Source organism: Streptomyces sp. NBC_01320 (genome assembly GCF_035974375.1).
In the GTDB taxonomy this organism is placed as follows: Bacteria; Actinomycetota; Actinomycetes; order Streptomycetales; family Streptomycetaceae; genus Streptomyces; species Streptomyces yanii.
Window position 1 is genome coordinate 2,650,730 of sequence record NZ_CP108390.1, and the last position, 14,711, is coordinate 2,665,440.

General features: G+C 65.2%; 13 protein-coding genes and 1 pseudogene. 9 read left to right on the forward strand and 5 right to left on the reverse strand.

What is annotated here, in order from left to right:
- The first annotated feature begins 58 nt into the window (after nucleotides 1–58).
- From OG395_RS12445 to OG395_RS12465, 5 genes are all read left to right on the forward strand, one after another.
- Complete coding sequence (locus tag OG395_RS12445) at nucleotides 59–1,264, forward strand: ISAs1 family transposase (protein WP_442818522.1); 1,206 nt, start codon at nucleotides 59–61, stop codon at nucleotides 1,262–1,264.
- Between the two features lie 361 nt (nucleotides 1,265–1,625).
- A complete protein-coding gene (locus OG395_RS12450) occupies nucleotides 1,626–2,720 on the forward strand; it encodes an IS630 family transposase (RefSeq protein ID WP_327242960.1) in 1,095 nt (364 codons plus the stop codon).
- Nucleotides 2,721–2,798: 78 nt separating this feature from the next.
- A complete protein-coding gene (locus tag OG395_RS12455) occupies nucleotides 2,799–3,893 on the forward strand; it encodes an IS630 family transposase (protein WP_327242961.1) in 1,095 nt (364 codons plus the stop codon).
- Between the two features lie 745 nt (nucleotides 3,894–4,638).
- Nucleotides 4,639–5,109, forward strand: a complete 471-nt coding sequence (locus OG395_RS12460; RefSeq protein ID WP_327242962.1) for a helix-turn-helix domain-containing protein — start codon at nucleotides 4,639–4,641, stop codon at nucleotides 5,107–5,109.
- On the forward strand, nucleotides 4,998–5,780 hold the full coding sequence (locus tag OG395_RS12465; protein ID WP_327242963.1) for an IS630 family transposase: 783 nt from the start codon (nucleotides 4,998–5,000) through the stop codon (nucleotides 5,778–5,780). Before OG395_RS12460 ends, OG395_RS12465 begins: the two co-directional genes overlap by 112 nt.
- A 38-nt stretch (nucleotides 5,781–5,818) precedes the next feature.
- Here the strand turns inward: OG395_RS12465 and OG395_RS12470 are convergent, their stop codons facing one another.
- Nucleotides 5,819–6,913: an IS630 family transposase gene (locus tag OG395_RS12470; RefSeq protein ID WP_327242961.1), complete on the reverse strand. Its 1,095-nt coding sequence runs from the start codon at nucleotides 6,911–6,913 to the stop codon at nucleotides 5,819–5,821.
- 322 nt (nucleotides 6,914–7,235) lie between these two features.
- On the opposite strand from OG395_RS12470, the gene istA (OG395_RS12475) reads away from it, so the two are divergent.
- The 4 genes from istA (OG395_RS12475) (at nucleotide 7,236) to istB (OG395_RS12490) (ending at nucleotide 11,807) form a co-directional block, all read left to right on the forward strand.
- On the forward strand, nucleotides 7,236–8,651 hold the full coding sequence (gene istA, locus OG395_RS12475; protein WP_327242964.1) for an IS21 family transposase: 1,416 nt from the start codon (nucleotides 7,236–7,238) through the stop codon (nucleotides 8,649–8,651).
- Entirely contained in the window at nucleotides 8,648–9,421 is a 774-nt protein-coding gene (gene istB / locus OG395_RS12480) for an IS21-like element helper ATPase IstB (protein WP_327242965.1), read from the forward strand. Before istA (OG395_RS12475) ends, istB (OG395_RS12480) begins: the two co-directional genes overlap by 4 nt.
- Before the next feature lie 200 nt (nucleotides 9,422–9,621).
- Nucleotides 9,622–11,037 carry an IS21 family transposase gene (gene istA / locus OG395_RS12485; protein ID WP_327242964.1) on the forward strand — a complete coding sequence of 472 codons (1,416 nt, stop codon included), beginning with the start codon at nucleotides 9,622–9,624 and terminating at the stop codon, nucleotides 11,035–11,037.
- Nucleotides 11,034–11,807, forward strand: coding sequence for an IS21-like element helper ATPase IstB (istB, locus tag OG395_RS12490; RefSeq protein WP_327242966.1), 774 nt, complete (start codon nucleotides 11,034–11,036; stop codon nucleotides 11,805–11,807). The genes istA (OG395_RS12485) and istB (OG395_RS12490) overlap by 4 nt, the downstream gene beginning before the upstream one ends.
- A gap of 43 nt (nucleotides 11,808–11,850) precedes the next feature.
- Here istB (OG395_RS12490) and OG395_RS12495 read toward each other — a convergent pair whose 3' ends face one another.
- The 4 genes and pseudogenes from OG395_RS12495 to OG395_RS12505 all read right to left on the reverse strand — a co-directional run bounded on the left by OG395_RS12495 (nucleotide 11,851) and on the right by OG395_RS12505 (nucleotide 14,689).
- Complete coding sequence (locus OG395_RS12495) at nucleotides 11,851–12,861, reverse strand: IS630 family transposase (protein WP_327242967.1); 1,011 nt, start codon at nucleotides 12,859–12,861, stop codon at nucleotides 11,851–11,853.
- Between the two features lie 152 nt (nucleotides 12,862–13,013).
- Nucleotides 13,014–13,808, reverse strand: a pseudogene (locus OG395_RS12500) (HARBI1 family protein).
- 191 nt (nucleotides 13,809–13,999) lie between these two features.
- On the reverse strand, nucleotides 14,000–14,518 hold the full coding sequence (locus OG395_RS58295; protein ID WP_442818550.1) for an Imm1 family immunity protein: 519 nt from the start codon (nucleotides 14,516–14,518) through the stop codon (nucleotides 14,000–14,002).
- A gap of 21 nt (nucleotides 14,519–14,539) precedes the next feature.
- Entirely contained in the window at nucleotides 14,540–14,689 is a 150-nt protein-coding gene (locus OG395_RS12505) for a hypothetical protein (RefSeq protein ID WP_327242968.1), read from the reverse strand.
- Between the last annotated feature and the right edge of the window lie 22 nt (nucleotides 14,690–14,711).

Here is a 14,711-nt window from a genome sequence, read left to right on the forward strand (position 1 = left end):
GCAGGCACGGTGCTGGTGATCATGTGGTTGTCGAGACCCATGAGAACCGAGCGAGACCGTGCCTGCCCGAACATCATCGCCCATCCCTTCCGCACTGGAGCAACTGGGCTCCCCGACTGATCCCCTCACCTCAAGCGATGTCGCTGACCTGCGGCGATTCCTGATCCTGGTTACCGATCCCCGCGATGCGCGAGGACTGCGATATCCGGCCCTCGCGTTGCTGTGCGCAGCCGTCTCGGCGGTGCTGACCGGCGCTCGCTCGCTCATCGCGATCAGCGAGTGGATCACGGATGCCCCGCAACATGTGCTGGGCGTCCTCGGCTTCGCTGCCGATCCACTTACCGGTCTGCGGCCGGTGCCGCACGCCGCAACCGTGCGCCGCCTGCTGCAGCGTGTGGACGGTGACGCGCTGGACGCGGCGATCAGCGCGTATCTGCAGGCCAGAACGCCGCCCCCGGTCGAGCCGGAGGCGGAGAAACGGCCGGTGCGACGGGTGATCGCGGTCGACGGCAAGGTGGTCCGCGGATCGCGAACCGCAACGGCCGCGGCGATCCAGCTGCTGGCGGCGATGGACCACCACGGCGTGGTCCTGGCCCAGCGGCAGGTCGCTTCCAAGAGCAACGAGATCCCCTCCTTCGCGCCGTTGCTGGACGGTCTCGAGCTGGAGAACACGGTGGTGACCGCCGACGCCCTGCACACCCAGCACGACCACGGGGCCTATCTGACCAGTCGCGGCGCGCACTACGTGGCCGTCGTGAAGAAGAACCATCCGGGCCTGTACGCCCAGGTCAGGAAGCTGCCCTGGCGGGACATCCCGCTCGGGCACCGCGCTCGCGACCACGCCCACCACCGCGACGAGATCCGCCGGCTCAAGGTCGCCGCGTTCAGCCACCTCGACTACCCCGGCGCCCGCCAGGCGATCCAAGTCGTACGGTGGCGACGCGACTTGAGCACCAGGAAGCTGACCATCGAGCGCGTCTACCTGATCACCAGCCTGAGCGTCTTCGACGCCACCTGCACCGAGCTCGCCACCTGGATCAGAGGCCACTGGGGTATCGAGAACCTCCTGCACCACGTGCGGGACCGCACGTTCCGCGAGGACGACTCCAAGGTCCGCACCGGCACCCTGCCCCGCGCCATGGCCTCCCTGCGCAACCTCGCCATCAGCGTCTTCCGCCAGGACGGCCAGACCAACATCGCCGCCGCCCTCCGCCACACCGGCCGCGACTACCACCGGCCCCTACGAGCCCTCGGTCTCACGTGACGAACCCAGACAGATCTCGATCATGCAATGACCCTGCGGAGCGTGCACACGATGCGCGTCACCGGACAGGGACAACGAGAACGCGGGGGACCAGCGCATCCAAAACCGTTCGGGATGCGCGCAGTTCCGGGACGTGGGTACAAGGCTCACTCCTGGACACTGTTTAGGAACGGTAGCGGGATCGGGCAGCGAGGCTACACCTCACCCTCCAGCCAACGTTCGAATGGTGCGACCTCCGACAGTTCGGAATTGATCGCCTTCAACCCTCTGGCGAAGTCCTCGGCCAACTTCGAGAGCATCGCGACTAGTGTCTCGTGATTCCGTCAGCGTTACTTGATCTCGCGTGGCTCGTTCTCTTGGCATGGAGCTCTCTGTGGAACAGGCCGCCGAGTTGCGGGATTTGGTCAACAGTCGGGACGTGCCCGCGGATATAGCCATGCGGGCCCGGATCGTCCTGTGGTCGGGCGAGGGACGTCGGCGCAAGGACATTGCCGAGCTGCTCGGGGTGTCACTGCCGACCGTGGACCGCTGGAAGACCCGTTATGCCGAGCACGGGCTGGCCGGCCTGGAAGGCGACCGGCCCGGCGGGGCCCGGGAGCAGGTTCCGGCGCGGATTCGAGCTCGGGTGATCGCGCTGACGCGCATGACGCCGCCGGCCGTCACCGGTCTTTCGCATTGGTCCACACGCGAGCTGGCGAAGTATCTGAAGCGGACCGAGAACGTCACCGTGTCCTGGCACTACGTTGCGCGGATCTGGCGCGAGGAGAATCTCAAGCCGCACCGCAATGGCACCTTCAAGATTTCGAAGGACCCTGCGTTCGCGGACAAGGTCGCCGATGTCGTCGGCCTCTACCTCGCTCCGCCGGGCGGCGCGGTCGTGCTGTCCATCGACGAGAAAACGCAGGTCCAGGCGCTGGACCGGACCCAGCCGGTGCTGCCCGTCACCTTCGCGGCCACCGAGAAACGCACGCACGACTACGTCCGGCACGGCACCACGAACCTGTTCGCCGCACTCAACGTCGGCACCGGCGAAGTCATCGGCGAGTGCAAGCCGAGCCGGAACGGCAAGAACTTCCTGGCCTTCCTGAAGAAGGCGGTGAAACCGCACGCGGGCAAGGAGATCCACGTCGTTCTGGACAACCTCTCCACCCACACCACGCCGGAGGTGAAGGCATGGCTGGCGAGTAATCCGCACGTCCACTTCCACTTCACCCCCGTCGGGTCTTCCTGGATCAACCAAATCGAGACCTGGTTCGGAATACTGACCCGCCAGTCGATCCGCCGCGGCACGTTCTCCAGCGTGAACGTCCTGATCAAGCAGATCCGTGACTACATCGACTCCTGGAACTCCGAGGCCAGACCGTTCACCTGGACCGCAACTGCCGAAGAGATCCTGACGAAGGTCCGACTCGTCCAGACCAACGTCAAGAAACTCGTCGCAAACAACTCAAAGTGATGCAAACGGAATCACGAGACACTAGTGTTTCGTGATTCCGTCAGCATTACTTGATCTTGTGTGACAGGGTCTCTTGGTGTGGAGATCTCCGTGGAACAGGCCGCCGAGTTGCGGGAGTTGTTGAACAGCCGGGACGTTCCTGCGGACATCGCTACGCGGGGCCGGATCGTGCTGTGGTCGAGCGAGGGGCGCCGGCGCAAGGACATTGCCGAGCTGCTCGGGGTGTCGCTGCCGACCGTGGACCGCTGGAAGACGCGCTATGCCGAGCACGGACTGGCCGGGCTGGAAGGGGAGCGTCCCGGTGGCGCACGGGAACAGGTACCGGCGCGGGTGCGGTCCCGAGTGATTGCGCTGACGCGCATGACGCCGCCGGACGGCACGGGGCTTTCGCACTGGTCCACACGGGAGTTGGCGAAGTACCTGGAGCGAACCGAGAACATCACCGTGTCCTGGCACTACATCGCGCGCGTCTGGCGCGAGGAAAGCCTGAAGCCGCACCGGTCCGGCACCTTCAAGATTTCCAAAGATCCCGCGTTCGCGGAGAAGGTGGCCGACGTGATCGGCCTGTATCTGGCCCCGCCGGGCGGCGCGGTGGTCCTCTCGATCGACGAGAAGACGCAGATCCAGGCGCTGGACCGGACCCAGCCGGTGCTGCCGGTCGCCTTCGCGGCGAGCGAGAAGCGCACCGCCGACTACGTCCGGCACGGCACCACGAACCTGTTCGCCGCCCTGAACGTCACCACTGGTGAAGTGCTCGGCGAGTGCAGGCCGACCCGGAACGGCAAGGATTTCCTGGCCTTCTTGAAGAAGGCGGTGAAACCGCACGCCGGGAAGGACATCCATGTCGTCCTGGACAACCTCTCGACGCACACCGCCCCGGAGGTCAAGGAGTGGCTAGTCAAGAACCCGCACGTCCACTTCCATTTCACTCCCGTCGGCTCCTCGTGGCTGAACCAGATCGAGATCTGGTTCGGAATCCTGACCCGGCAGTCCATCCGCCGCGGCACGTTCTCCAGCGTCAACGTCCTGATCAAACAGATCCGCGACTACATCAACTCCTGGAACACGACAGCGAAACCGTTCACTTGGACCGCGACCGCCGGCGAGGTCCTCGCGAAGGTCCGACTCGTCGCGACCAACGTGAAGAAACTCGTTAATAACAACTCGAACTGACATGAACAGGATCACGAGACACTAGCTCACTCTGCGCAATGCTCTCGTGCTCTGGGTTTGGAACCCAATTGGTCCGCGACTCGCAGTGAATCATCACGAGATCCCCGCTTGGGCGGAAAGTCAAAGTCCTCTCGATACCCTGCGAGTAGAGATCCACCTCGACTTCGCGACGGTCGCGCACACCCACCAGAAGCGACGGGAGCTGCTCCATGAAGGCAGACAAGTCATACGCGACATCGAGCGGCCACTCATCACTCCCGAAGCCGCCGATGTGGAATTTGCTGCCTCCAGCATCGGAGAGGGCGCTACACGCCTCCATAACGAGGGTTTCGTAATCGTCACCCGACTCCAGACTCGCCGAAGCAGGACCCATAGCGCCAGACAGCACGGCCGGATTGAACGACACAGAGCAGCTCATCTCTCCAGCCTCCTAGTTCGGGCCAATGATCGGGAATCCCGTCTTGTACAGCCCATTTGGACTCGGGATGATGGTAGCTGCCCGCGCTTGGACGATACTCCCATCCGGCATAATCACCTGCCCCAGTCCGTCCGGAATGCGCACCGACCTGGGCCCGGCTCCTTCGATATGGAGCCCCTTCAAGAACTCTGCCGCGGCATCATTGTCCAGCCACTGACCTTGCTGATTATTGGTGCTAGTAGCGTGTCGCTACTTAGTTATGGCATGTCTGGTTGGGAGGTTGGTGTCTGGCAGATTCCTTCCCCTTTGCCAGACAGGACTGTTGTCATGGGTTCGCAGAAGAAGCGGCCGGTCAGGTTGACCGCGCAGGATCGTGAGGAGTTGGTCCGGGTGACCACGACAGGTGTTCGTGGAGCCTCGATGATCATGCGTGCGCGGGTGCTGCTTGCGCTGGACAGCTCGGTGGGTGAGGCGGACACCAAGGAGGTGATCGCGGCCCGGCTCGGCGTCTCCGGTGAGACGTTGCGGCTGGTCGCCAAGCGTTTCACCGAGACCGGTGGCGATGTGCACGCCACGATCGCTCGGAAGAAGCGCGACCTCCCGCCGGTGCCCTCGCCGGTGACCGGTGAGGTCGAAGCCCGGCTGATCGCGATGGCGTGCTCACAACCACCCCAGGGCTATACCCGGTGGTCCCTGCGGCTGCTGGAGAAGCACGTCGCGCTGGTCGAGGACATCCCCGACCTGGACCACTCCACCATCGGGCGGGTCTTAAAAAAACGGAACTGCGTCCTCACCTGAGAAAGTGCTGGACCATCCCACCACGAGCGAACGCGGAGTTCGCGGCCCGGATGGAAGACGTGCTGGCCATCTATGCCCGGCCCTACGATCCGGCACGTCCCGTGGTGTGCATGGACGAGAAGCCCTACCAACTCCTCGACCATGCCCGCGACCCGCTCCCGGCCCGCCCTGGTCACGACGCCTGCCAGGACAGCGAGTACATCCGCCGCGGCACGTGCTCAATCTTCGTGTGGGCCGAACCCCTGCGCGGATGGCGTCGAGTCCAGGCACTGTCCCAGCGGACCCGGATCGACTGGGCCGGCCAGGTCAAACAGTTACTGAGCGTGGACTACCCCGACGCCGAGGCCGTGGTGCTGGTGATGGACAACCTCAACACCCACGGCATCGCCTCACTGTACGAGGCATTCGAACCAGAAGAGGCCTTCGCCCTGGCCCAACGCCTCGAGATCCACCACACGCCCAAACACGGGTCATGGCTCAACATCGCCGAGATCGAACTCTCCGCGCTGACCCGGCAATGCCTCGACCGCCGGATCAGCAACCTCGACAACCTCAACACCGAACTCTCAGCCTGGCAGAACGCCACCAACACCGACCAACGTCAGGTCGACTGGCAGTTCACCACCCACGACGCACGCATCAAACTGCGCCACCTCTATCCCAAAAATTAGCTGCGACGGTCTACTAGTGTCTCGTGATCCTGTTCATGTCAGTTCGAGTTGTTATTAACGAGTTTCTTCACGTTGGTCGCGACGAGTCGGACCTTCGCGAGGACCTCGCCGGCGGTCGCGGTCCAAGTGAACGGTTTCGCTGTCGTGTTCCAGGAGTTGATGTAGTCGCGGATCTGTTTGATCAGGACGTTGACGCTGGAGAACGTGCCGCGGCGGATGGACTGCCGGGTCAGGATTCCGAACCAGATCTCGATCTGGTTCAGCCACGAGGAGCCGACGGGAGTGAAATGGAAGTGGACGTGCGGGTTCTTGACTAGCCACTCCTTGACCTCCGGGGCGGTGTGCGTCGAGAGGTTGTCCAGGACGACATGGATGTCCTTCCCGGCGTGCGGTTTCACCGCCTTCTTCAAGAAGGCCAGGAAATCCTTGCCGTTCCGGGTCGGCCTGCACTCGCCGAGCACTTCACCAGTGGTGACGTTCAGGGCGGCGAACAGGTTCGTGGTGCCGTGCCGGACGTAGTCGGCGGTGCGCTTCTCGCTCGCCGCGAAGGCGACCGGCAGCACCGGCTGGGTCCGGTCCAGCGCCTGGATCTGCGTCTTCTCGTCGATCGAGAGGACCACCGCGCCGCCCGGCGGGGCCAGATACAGGCCGATCACGTCGGCCACCTTCTCCGCGAACGCGGGATCTTTGGAAATCTTGAAGGTGCCGGACCGGTGCGGCTTCAGGCTTTCCTCGCGCCAGACGCGCGCGATGTAGTGCCAGGACACGGTGATGTTCTCGGTTCGCTCCAGGTACTTCGCCAACTCCCGTGTGGACCAGTGCGAAAGCCCCGTGCCGTCCGGCGGCGTCATGCGCGTCAGCGCAATCACTCGGGACCGCACCCGCGCCGGTACCTGTTCCCGTGCGCCACCGGGACGCTCCCCTTCCAGCCCGGCCAGTCCGTGCTCGGCATAGCGCGTCTTCCAGCGGTCCACGGTCGGCAGCGACACCCCGAGCAGCTCGGCAATGTCCTTGCGCCGGCGCCCCTCGCTCGACCACAGCACGATCCGGCCCCGCGTAGCGATGTCCGCAGGAACGTCCCGGCTGTTCAACAACTCCCGCAACTCGGCGGCCTGTTCCACGGAGATCTCCACACCAAGAGACCCTGTCACACAAGATCAAGTAATGCTGACGGAATCACGAAACACTAGTGTCTCGTGATTCCGTTTGCATCACTTTGAGTTGTTTGCGACGAGTTTCTTGACGTTGGTCTGGACGAGTCGGACCTTCGTCAGGATCTCTTCGGCAGTTGCGGTCCAGGTGAACGGTCTGGCCTCGGAGTGTCGGCGTACGGGCTCTGGTGCAGAGGTGCGTACGGGTTGATCTGCAGAGGTAAACCGGCGTGTCGGGGTGGGGTCTGGCGTGCTGAGAGGAGTCTGGCGCTGACCGTATGAAGCGTCGAGGAGGGCCTGCCGGATGTTGCTGGAACCGGAGCGGTGGCTGGAACTGCGGCGTTTCCGGGCTCTGCATGAGGCGGGTGCGAGCATCTCGGAGATTGCCCGGGAGACTGGCCTGAACTGGCGGACGGTCAAGAAGTACCTGGAGAGCGACGGGCCTCCTGAGCCTCCGGCTCCGGCGCCGCGGTCGGATCTGGGCAACCAGGTGATCAAGCCGTGGGCGCATGTGATCGATGCCTGGCTGCGGGCCGAGGTGCTGCTGAAGGCCGCGGTGATCCATGAGCGTCTCGTCGAGCAGTATGACTTCCCGCACCACTACCAGCGCGTCAAGATGTATGTGCAGCAGGCCCGCCCCAGGATTGCGGAGGAGCTCGGATACACCCCGCGCGAGCTGGCCCGGCTGCACCGCCGCTTCGAAGTGGTGCCCGGCGCCCAGGCCCAGGTCGACTGGGGCGATGAGGGCGGCATCCTGGCCCATGTCGGGATCCCGAAGGTCTACTCCTTCCACATGGTCCTGTCTTATTCTCGGGATCCGTTCTGCTGCTTCACCACCAGCCAGAACCTGGCGGCGTTCTGGGAGTGCCACCGCCGGGCGTTCGCGCACTACGGCGGGGTGCCCGGGGTGATCGTCTACGACCGGACCAAGACCGTGGTCCGCCGTCATGTCGCACCCGGCGAGGCGGTCCCCTTGCATCCGGAGGCCGTCGCGTTCGCCGGGCACTACGACTTCGACATCGACGTACTGGCCGCCTACCGGCCCACCGGCAAGGGCCGGGTCGAGCGTCAGGTGACCATCGTCCGTGATCATGTGCTGGCCGGCCGGGCCTTCTCGGGCCTGGACGATCTGGACGGGGCGTTCATGGCCTGGGTCCCCCAGCGCCGGGCCCGCACCCACCGCACCCACGGCGAAGTGATCGGCGTGCGGGCCGGGCGGGATCATGCCGCGCTGCGGCCGGTGCCCGCTCGCCCCTACGTTGTCGCCGACCGGTTTCTGCGGCACGTGGCCAAGGACTGCCTGGTCGCTTTCGACGCCAACTTGTACTCGGTGCCCGCCGTCAAGGTCCGCCACCGGCAGTTGGTCGAGGTCAGGGCGTCGGCGGCCACGGTCGCACTGCATTCCACGGTGCCCGACGCGCAGGGCATCACGCTGCTGGCTGTCCACCCACGCGCGGTCGGCCGCGGCGCCCGCATCGTGGACGAGGCCCACTGGCAGTGCCTGCCCGACGGACATACCCGCGCCACCACCACCGATCCCGGCACCCCCGCAGCCAGGCCGGCCCGCACGGACACCGAGCCCGGCGGGCTTGTCTCCCTGCTGACCCGGGCCCGGGCCGCACAAGTCCACGTCGGCACCCGGCCGCTGGCGCTCTACGACCAGATCACCGGCACTCGCCCCTTCACCCCCGCCCCCATCGACCCCAAGGACATGCGTTGAGCGAGCTGGTCACCGCCCGGATCCGCACCACCGCCACCAAGCTCGGCCTGCCTCACCTGACCCAGTCGCTGGCCGAGTACGTCGGCCGGGCCGATGCCAGTCAGATGGCCTACCTCGACTTCCTCGACCTCGTCCTGGAAGAAGAACTCGCCGTCCGTGAAGAGCGCCGCTTCCGTCATGCCCTGCGGCTTTCCCGGCTGCCGCACTACAAGACGATCGAGGAGTACGACTTCTCCTACCAGCCCGAACTCGACCCCAGGAAGGTCAAGGACCTGGCCACCCTCGCGTTCGTCGAGGCCAAGGCCAACGTTGCTCTGCTGGGCCCGCCGGGAGTAGGGAAAACACACCTCGCGGTCGCCCTGGCGGTCGCCGCCTGCCGGGCCGGCTACACGATCTACTTCACCACCCTCGACGACATGGTCCGCCAGCTCAAAGCCGCCGACTCCATCGGCCGCCTGGCCAGCAAACTCCGCACCTACCTGCGGCCAGGCGTCCTCGTGGTCGACGAGGTTGGATACCTCCCGCTGGAGCGTGACGAGGCGAACCTCGTCTTCCAGATGCTCTCCAAGCGCTACGAAAAGGGCTCCACCTTGCTGACATCGAACAAAAGTTTCAGCGAGTGGGGGCAGGTCTTCGGCGACGACGTCCTGGCCACCGCCATCATTGACCGCCTCCTCCACCACTGCGAGATCCTCGCGATCAACGGCGCCAGCTACCGGCTGAAGAACCGCCTCACCGCCATCGAAGGCGGCGTCACCGCCGTCAGCTGACACGGTCTCAAGCTCTGCGCATCAGCCCGTACATACCTCTGCACTACAGCCCGTACGCCGACACGTGTCGGCGTACGGGCTCTGGTGCAGAGGTGCGTACGGGTTGATCTGCAGAGGTAAACCGGCGTGTCGGGGTGGGGTCTGGCGTGCTGAGAGGAGTCTGGCGCTGACCGTATGAAGCGTCGAGGAGGGCCTGCCGGATGTTGCTGGAACCGGAGCGGTGGCTGGAACTGCGGCGTTTCCGGGCTCTGCATGAGGCGGGTGCGAGCATCTCGGAGATTGCCCGGGAGACTGGCCTGAACTGGCGGACGGTCAAGAAGTACCTGGAGAGCGACGGGCCTCCTGAGCCTCCGGCTCCGGCGCCGCGGTCGGATCTGGGCAACCAGGTGATCAAGCCGTGGGCGCATGTGATCGATGCCTGGCTGCGGGCCGAGGTGCTGCTGAAGGCCGCGGTGATCCATGAGCGTCTCGTCGAGCAGTATGACTTCCCGCACCACTACCAGCGCGTCAAGATGTATGTGCAGCAGGCCCGCCCCAGGATTGCGGAGGAGCTCGGATACACCCCGCGCGAGCTGGCCCGGCTGCACCGCCGCTTCGAAGTGGTGCCCGGCGCCCAGGCCCAGGTCGACTGGGGCGATGAGGGCGGCATCCTGGCCCATGTCGGGATCCCGAAGGTCTACTCCTTCCACATGGTCCTGTCTTATTCTCGGGATCCGTTCTGCTGCTTCACCACCAGCCAGAACCTGGCGGCGTTCTGGGAGTGCCACCGCCGGGCGTTCGCGCACTACGGCGGGGTGCCCGGGGTGATCGTCTACGACCGGACCAAGACCGTGGTCCGCCGTCATGTCGCACCCGGCGAGGCGGTCCCCTTGCATCCGGAGGCCGTCGCGTTCGCCGGGCACTACGACTTCGACATCGACGTACTGGCCGCCTACCGGCCCACCGGCAAGGGCCGGGTCGAGCGTCAGGTGACCATCGTCCGTGATCATGTGCTGGCCGGCCGGGCCTTCTCGGGCCTGGACGATCTGGACGGGGCGTTCATGGCCTGGGTCCCCCAGCGCCGGGCCCGCACCCACCGCACCCACGGCGAAGTGATCGGCGTGCGGGCCGGGCGGGATCATGCCGCGCTGCGGCCGGTGCCCGCTCGCCCCTACGTTGTCGCCGACCGGTTTCTGCGGCACGTGGCCAAGGACTGCCTGGTCGCTTTCGACGCCAACTTGTACTCGGTGCCCGCCGTCAAGGTCCGCCACCGGCAGTTGGTCGAGGTCAGGGCGTCGGCGGCCACGGTCGCACTGCATTCCACGGTGCCCGACGCGCAGGGCATCACGCTGCTGGCTGTCCACCCACGCGCGGTCGGCCGCGGCGCCCGCATCGTGGACGAGGCCCACTGGCAGTGCCTGCCCGACGGACATACCCGCGCCACCACCACCGATCCCGGCACCCCCGCAGCCAGGCCGGCCCGCACGGACACCGAGCCCGGCGGGCTTGTCTCCCTGCTGACCCGGGCCCGGGCCGCACAAGTCCACGTCGGCACCCGGCCGCTGGCGCTCTACGACCAGATCACCGGCACTCGCCCCTTCACCCCCGCCCCCATCGACCCCAAGGACATGCGTTGAGCGAGCTGGTCACCGCCCGGATCCGCACCACCGCCACCAAGCTCGGCCTGCCTCACCTGACCCAGTCGCTGGCCGAGTACGTCGGCCGGGCCGATGCCAGTCAGATGGCCTACCTCGACTTCCTCGACCTCGTCCTGGAAGAAGAACTCGCCGTCCATGAAGAGCGCCGCTTCCGTCATGCCCTGCGGCTTTCCCGGCTGCCGCACTACAAGACGATCGAGGAGTACGACTTCTCCTACCAGCCCGAACTCGACCCCAGGAAGGTCAAGGACCTGGCCACCCTCGCGTTCGTCGAGGCCAAGGCCAACGTTGCTCTGCTGGGCCCGCCGGGAGTAGGGAAAACACACCTCGCGGTCGCCCTGGCGGTCGCCGCCTGCCGGGCCGGCTACACGATCTACTTCACCACCCTCGACGACATGGTCCGCCAGCTCAAAGCCGCCGACTCCATCGGCCGCCTGGCCAGCAAACTCCGCACCTACCTGCGGCCAGGCGTCCTCGTGGTCGACGAGGTTGGATACCTCCCGCTGGAGCGTGACGAGGCGAACCTCGTCTTCCAGATGCTCTCCAAGCGCTACGAAAAGGGCTCCACCTTGCTGACATCGAACAAAAGTTTCAGCGAGTGGGGGCAGGTCTTCGGCGACGACGTCCTGGCCACCGCCATCATTGACCGCCTCCTCCACCACTGCGAGATCCTCGCGATCAACGGCGCCAGCTACCGGCTGAAGAACCGCCTCACCGCCATCGAAGGCGGCGTTACCGCCGTCAGCTGACACGGTCTCAAGCTCTGCGCATCAGCCCGTACATACCTCTGCACTACAGCCCGTACGCCGACACGGAGTTCCAGGAGTCGATGTAGTCACGGATCTGCTTGATCAGGACGTTCACGCTGGAGAACGTGCCGCGGCGGATCGACTGGCGGGTCAGTATTCCGAACCAGGTCTCGATTTGGTTGATCCAGGAAGACCCGACGGGGGTGAAGTGGAAGTGGACGTGCGGATTATACGCCAGCCATGCCTTCACCTCCGGCGTGGTGTGGGTGGAGAGGTTGTCCAGAACGACGTGGATCTCCTTGCCCGCGTGCGGTTTCACCGCCTTCTTCAGGAAGGCCAGGAAGTTCTTGCCGTTCCGGCTCGGCTTGCACTCGCCGATGACTTCGCCGGTGCCGACGTTGAGTGCGGCGAACAGGTTCGTGGTGCCGTGCCGGACGTAGTCGTGCGTGCGTTTCTCGGTGGCCGCGAAGGTGACGGGCAGCACCGGCTGGGTCCGGTCCAGCGCCTGGACCTGCGTTTTCTCGTCGATGGACAGCACGACCGCGCCGCCCGGCGGAGCGAGGTAGAGGCCGACGACATCGGCGACCTTGTCCGCGAACGCAGGGTCCTTCGAAATCTTGAAGGTGCCATTGCGGTGCGGCTTGAGATTCTCCTCGCGCCAGATCCGCGCAACGTAGTGCCAGGACACGGTGACGTTCTCGGTCCGCTTCAGATACTTCGCCAGCTCGCGTGTGGACCAATGCGAAAGACCGGTGACGGCCGGCGGCGTCATGCGCGTCAGCGCGATCACCCGAGCTCGAATCCGCGCCGGAACCTGCTCCCGGGCCCCGCCGGGCCGGTCGCCTTCCAGGCCGGCCAGCCCGTGCTCGGCATAACGGGTCTTCCAGCGGTCCACGGTCGGCAGTGACACCCCGAGCAGCTCGGCAATGTCCTTGCGCCGACGTCCCTCGCCCGACCACAGGACGATCCGGGCCCGCATGGCTATATCCGCGGGCACGTCCCGACTGTTGACCAAATCCCGCAACTCGGCGGCCTGTTCCACAGAGAGCTCCATGCCAAGAGAACGAGCCACGCGAGATCAAGTAACGCTGACGGAATCACGAGACACTAGAGCACGATCAGTCAGAGCCTTCGTGTTCTTCGCTCCAGCGCCATGAGTCTTGAATGAGTCTTTGCCAGTAACGGATCACGACGGTGTGTGATTGATCAGATGGTGCGGTCGTACTCGAGTTGGAGCAGGACGAGGGCTGCGGCGGCGATCTTCGTGATGCGACTGGGGTCGAGGCTGACCCGGCGCAGTGCCTTGAAGGTGGTCTTGAGCAGGAAGTTGGCACGCTCGCAGACCCCGTGGATGCCGCGGATGACCTTGTTGTAGGTCTGCTGGGCCTCGGTCAGTTCGCCTCCGGCGGGCTTCTTGAAGGGGTGGGTGGCGGAAGCCGTCGCCGGCGTTCTCGTAGCCGAGGTCGACCAGGGTCGGCATGTCCAGCTCGGCAGCGATGCGGTTGAGGGCGTCGATCAGGCCGTGGTGGCGGGCGCAGGTGGTGTCGTGCTCCCGGCCCGGGCGGACCGGTGAGACCCAGATCGACCAGCCGTCCGGGGTGGCGATGACCTGCACGTTTCCGCCATGGTGCTTGTGTTTTCCGGACCATCAGAGGTCGGCGCCGTTGGGACCGGGGGCGGCGACGCGGTCGGTGCGGATGACGGTGCCGTCGAGGTTCAGATGCGTCAGCCCGGCTGCCTTCGCACGCTCCAGCGCGGTGGACAGGTCCGGCCGCCGGCGGCCAGGACGGCCAGTCCTTCATGGAGGTAGCGGTAGGAGGTGGAGGCCGACAGGCCATTGTCACGGGCGAGTTGGGCCAGTCGAGTGCCGTCGAGGAACCAGCGCAGCACGAGCACGGCCTGCTTGAAGCAGCCCAGCGCACGCCTGCCCTTGCGGGTCCTGGCCACGATCCGGTGGTCGCGCAGGAGGCCGGCCAGGTGCTCGGCGGTGGACCGCTTCATATCGAGCACGGCGGTGTATGTGACACTGGTCGGCACGTGAGGCCCCTCGGTCGGATCTTTCTGTCGCAAGATCGTTCCTACTCAGGGGCCTTACGCCTGCCCGGACTTGGGGATACCGCGGACCGCGCGACGCGCCTCGCGCTCACGGACGGTGGCCGACGGTTACTGGGAACAGCTCACTGGATGTACGTTCAACCTGAGTAACCACCCCAGCCGCTATTAGCCTCGCCGACCCATCTCGCCTCTTCTTCCGTCAGCTCAGAGCCGTAGGGCCAGATTTCCGGGACATCCCAGTCTATGCACTTTGGCCGACATCCGCCAGCCAGGAGGAATTCTCTGACGGCTCTCCTAACCGAATCGATCGATATTTCGGCCCCTGCTGGAAATTCCTGAAGGCATCCCGAAAGATAATAACGTGACGCCTTCCCTCCAGACCCTCGCGAAACATAGTTTTCGGAATCCATGAACGACAGAACCCCGACTCCCCGAATGCCGTCAACACCTACAAGTAGTTCGTGATCGGGGTACCCACTAGGGAGGGGATTCCGGTCCAACGAATGCAATTGAGCAAGGTTCTCGCGACTCTGACCGCAACTCAAAGAGTCAATAAAATCATCAACATCACTTTCATCCTGAAGCAGTACAGGCGCCACTGCGTGTTCCTGCCGGTAGCACGCTTCCACCCCTCGGAGCATCTTCAACCTTCCCATGAAAGACAGAAATCATCATCATCACCGCCGACAGGAGAGCCATTCCAGCGCCGCCGTCAGCCCGACCCGGTCGGCGACCTGGTGCAGCAGCACCGCCCCCGCGTGCCCGACCAGTCCCTTCCCGTCAGCCACCACACGCAGCCGGTGGCCCCACCCTGTACGCTCACTCACCGAAAAGGTGCACCTGTTCTTG

What these genes read in the sequence shown, in the direction of transcription:
- OG395_RS12450 (WP_327242960.1), top strand. Translation starts at nt 1,626, where the DNA reads ATGGAGCTCTCTGTGGAACAGGCCGCCGAGTTGCGGGATTTGGTCAAC.
- OG395_RS12460 (WP_327242962.1), top strand. Translation starts at nt 4,639, where the DNA reads ATGGGTTCGCAGAAGAAGCGGCCGGTCAGGTTGACCGCGCAGGATCGT.
- istA (WP_327242964.1), top strand. Translation starts at nt 7,236, where the DNA reads ATGTTGCTGGAACCGGAGCGGTGGCTGGAACTGCGGCGTTTCCGGGCT.
- istA (WP_327242964.1), top strand. Translation starts at nt 9,622, where the DNA reads ATGTTGCTGGAACCGGAGCGGTGGCTGGAACTGCGGCGTTTCCGGGCT.
- OG395_RS12495 (WP_327242967.1), bottom strand. Translation starts at nt 12,861, where the DNA reads ATGGAGCTCTCTGTGGAACAGGCCGCCGAGTTGCGGGATTTGGTCAAC.
- OG395_RS58295 (WP_442818550.1), bottom strand. Translation starts at nt 14,518, where the DNA reads ATGGGAAGGTTGAAGATGCTCCGAGGGGTGGAAGCGTGCTACCGGCAG.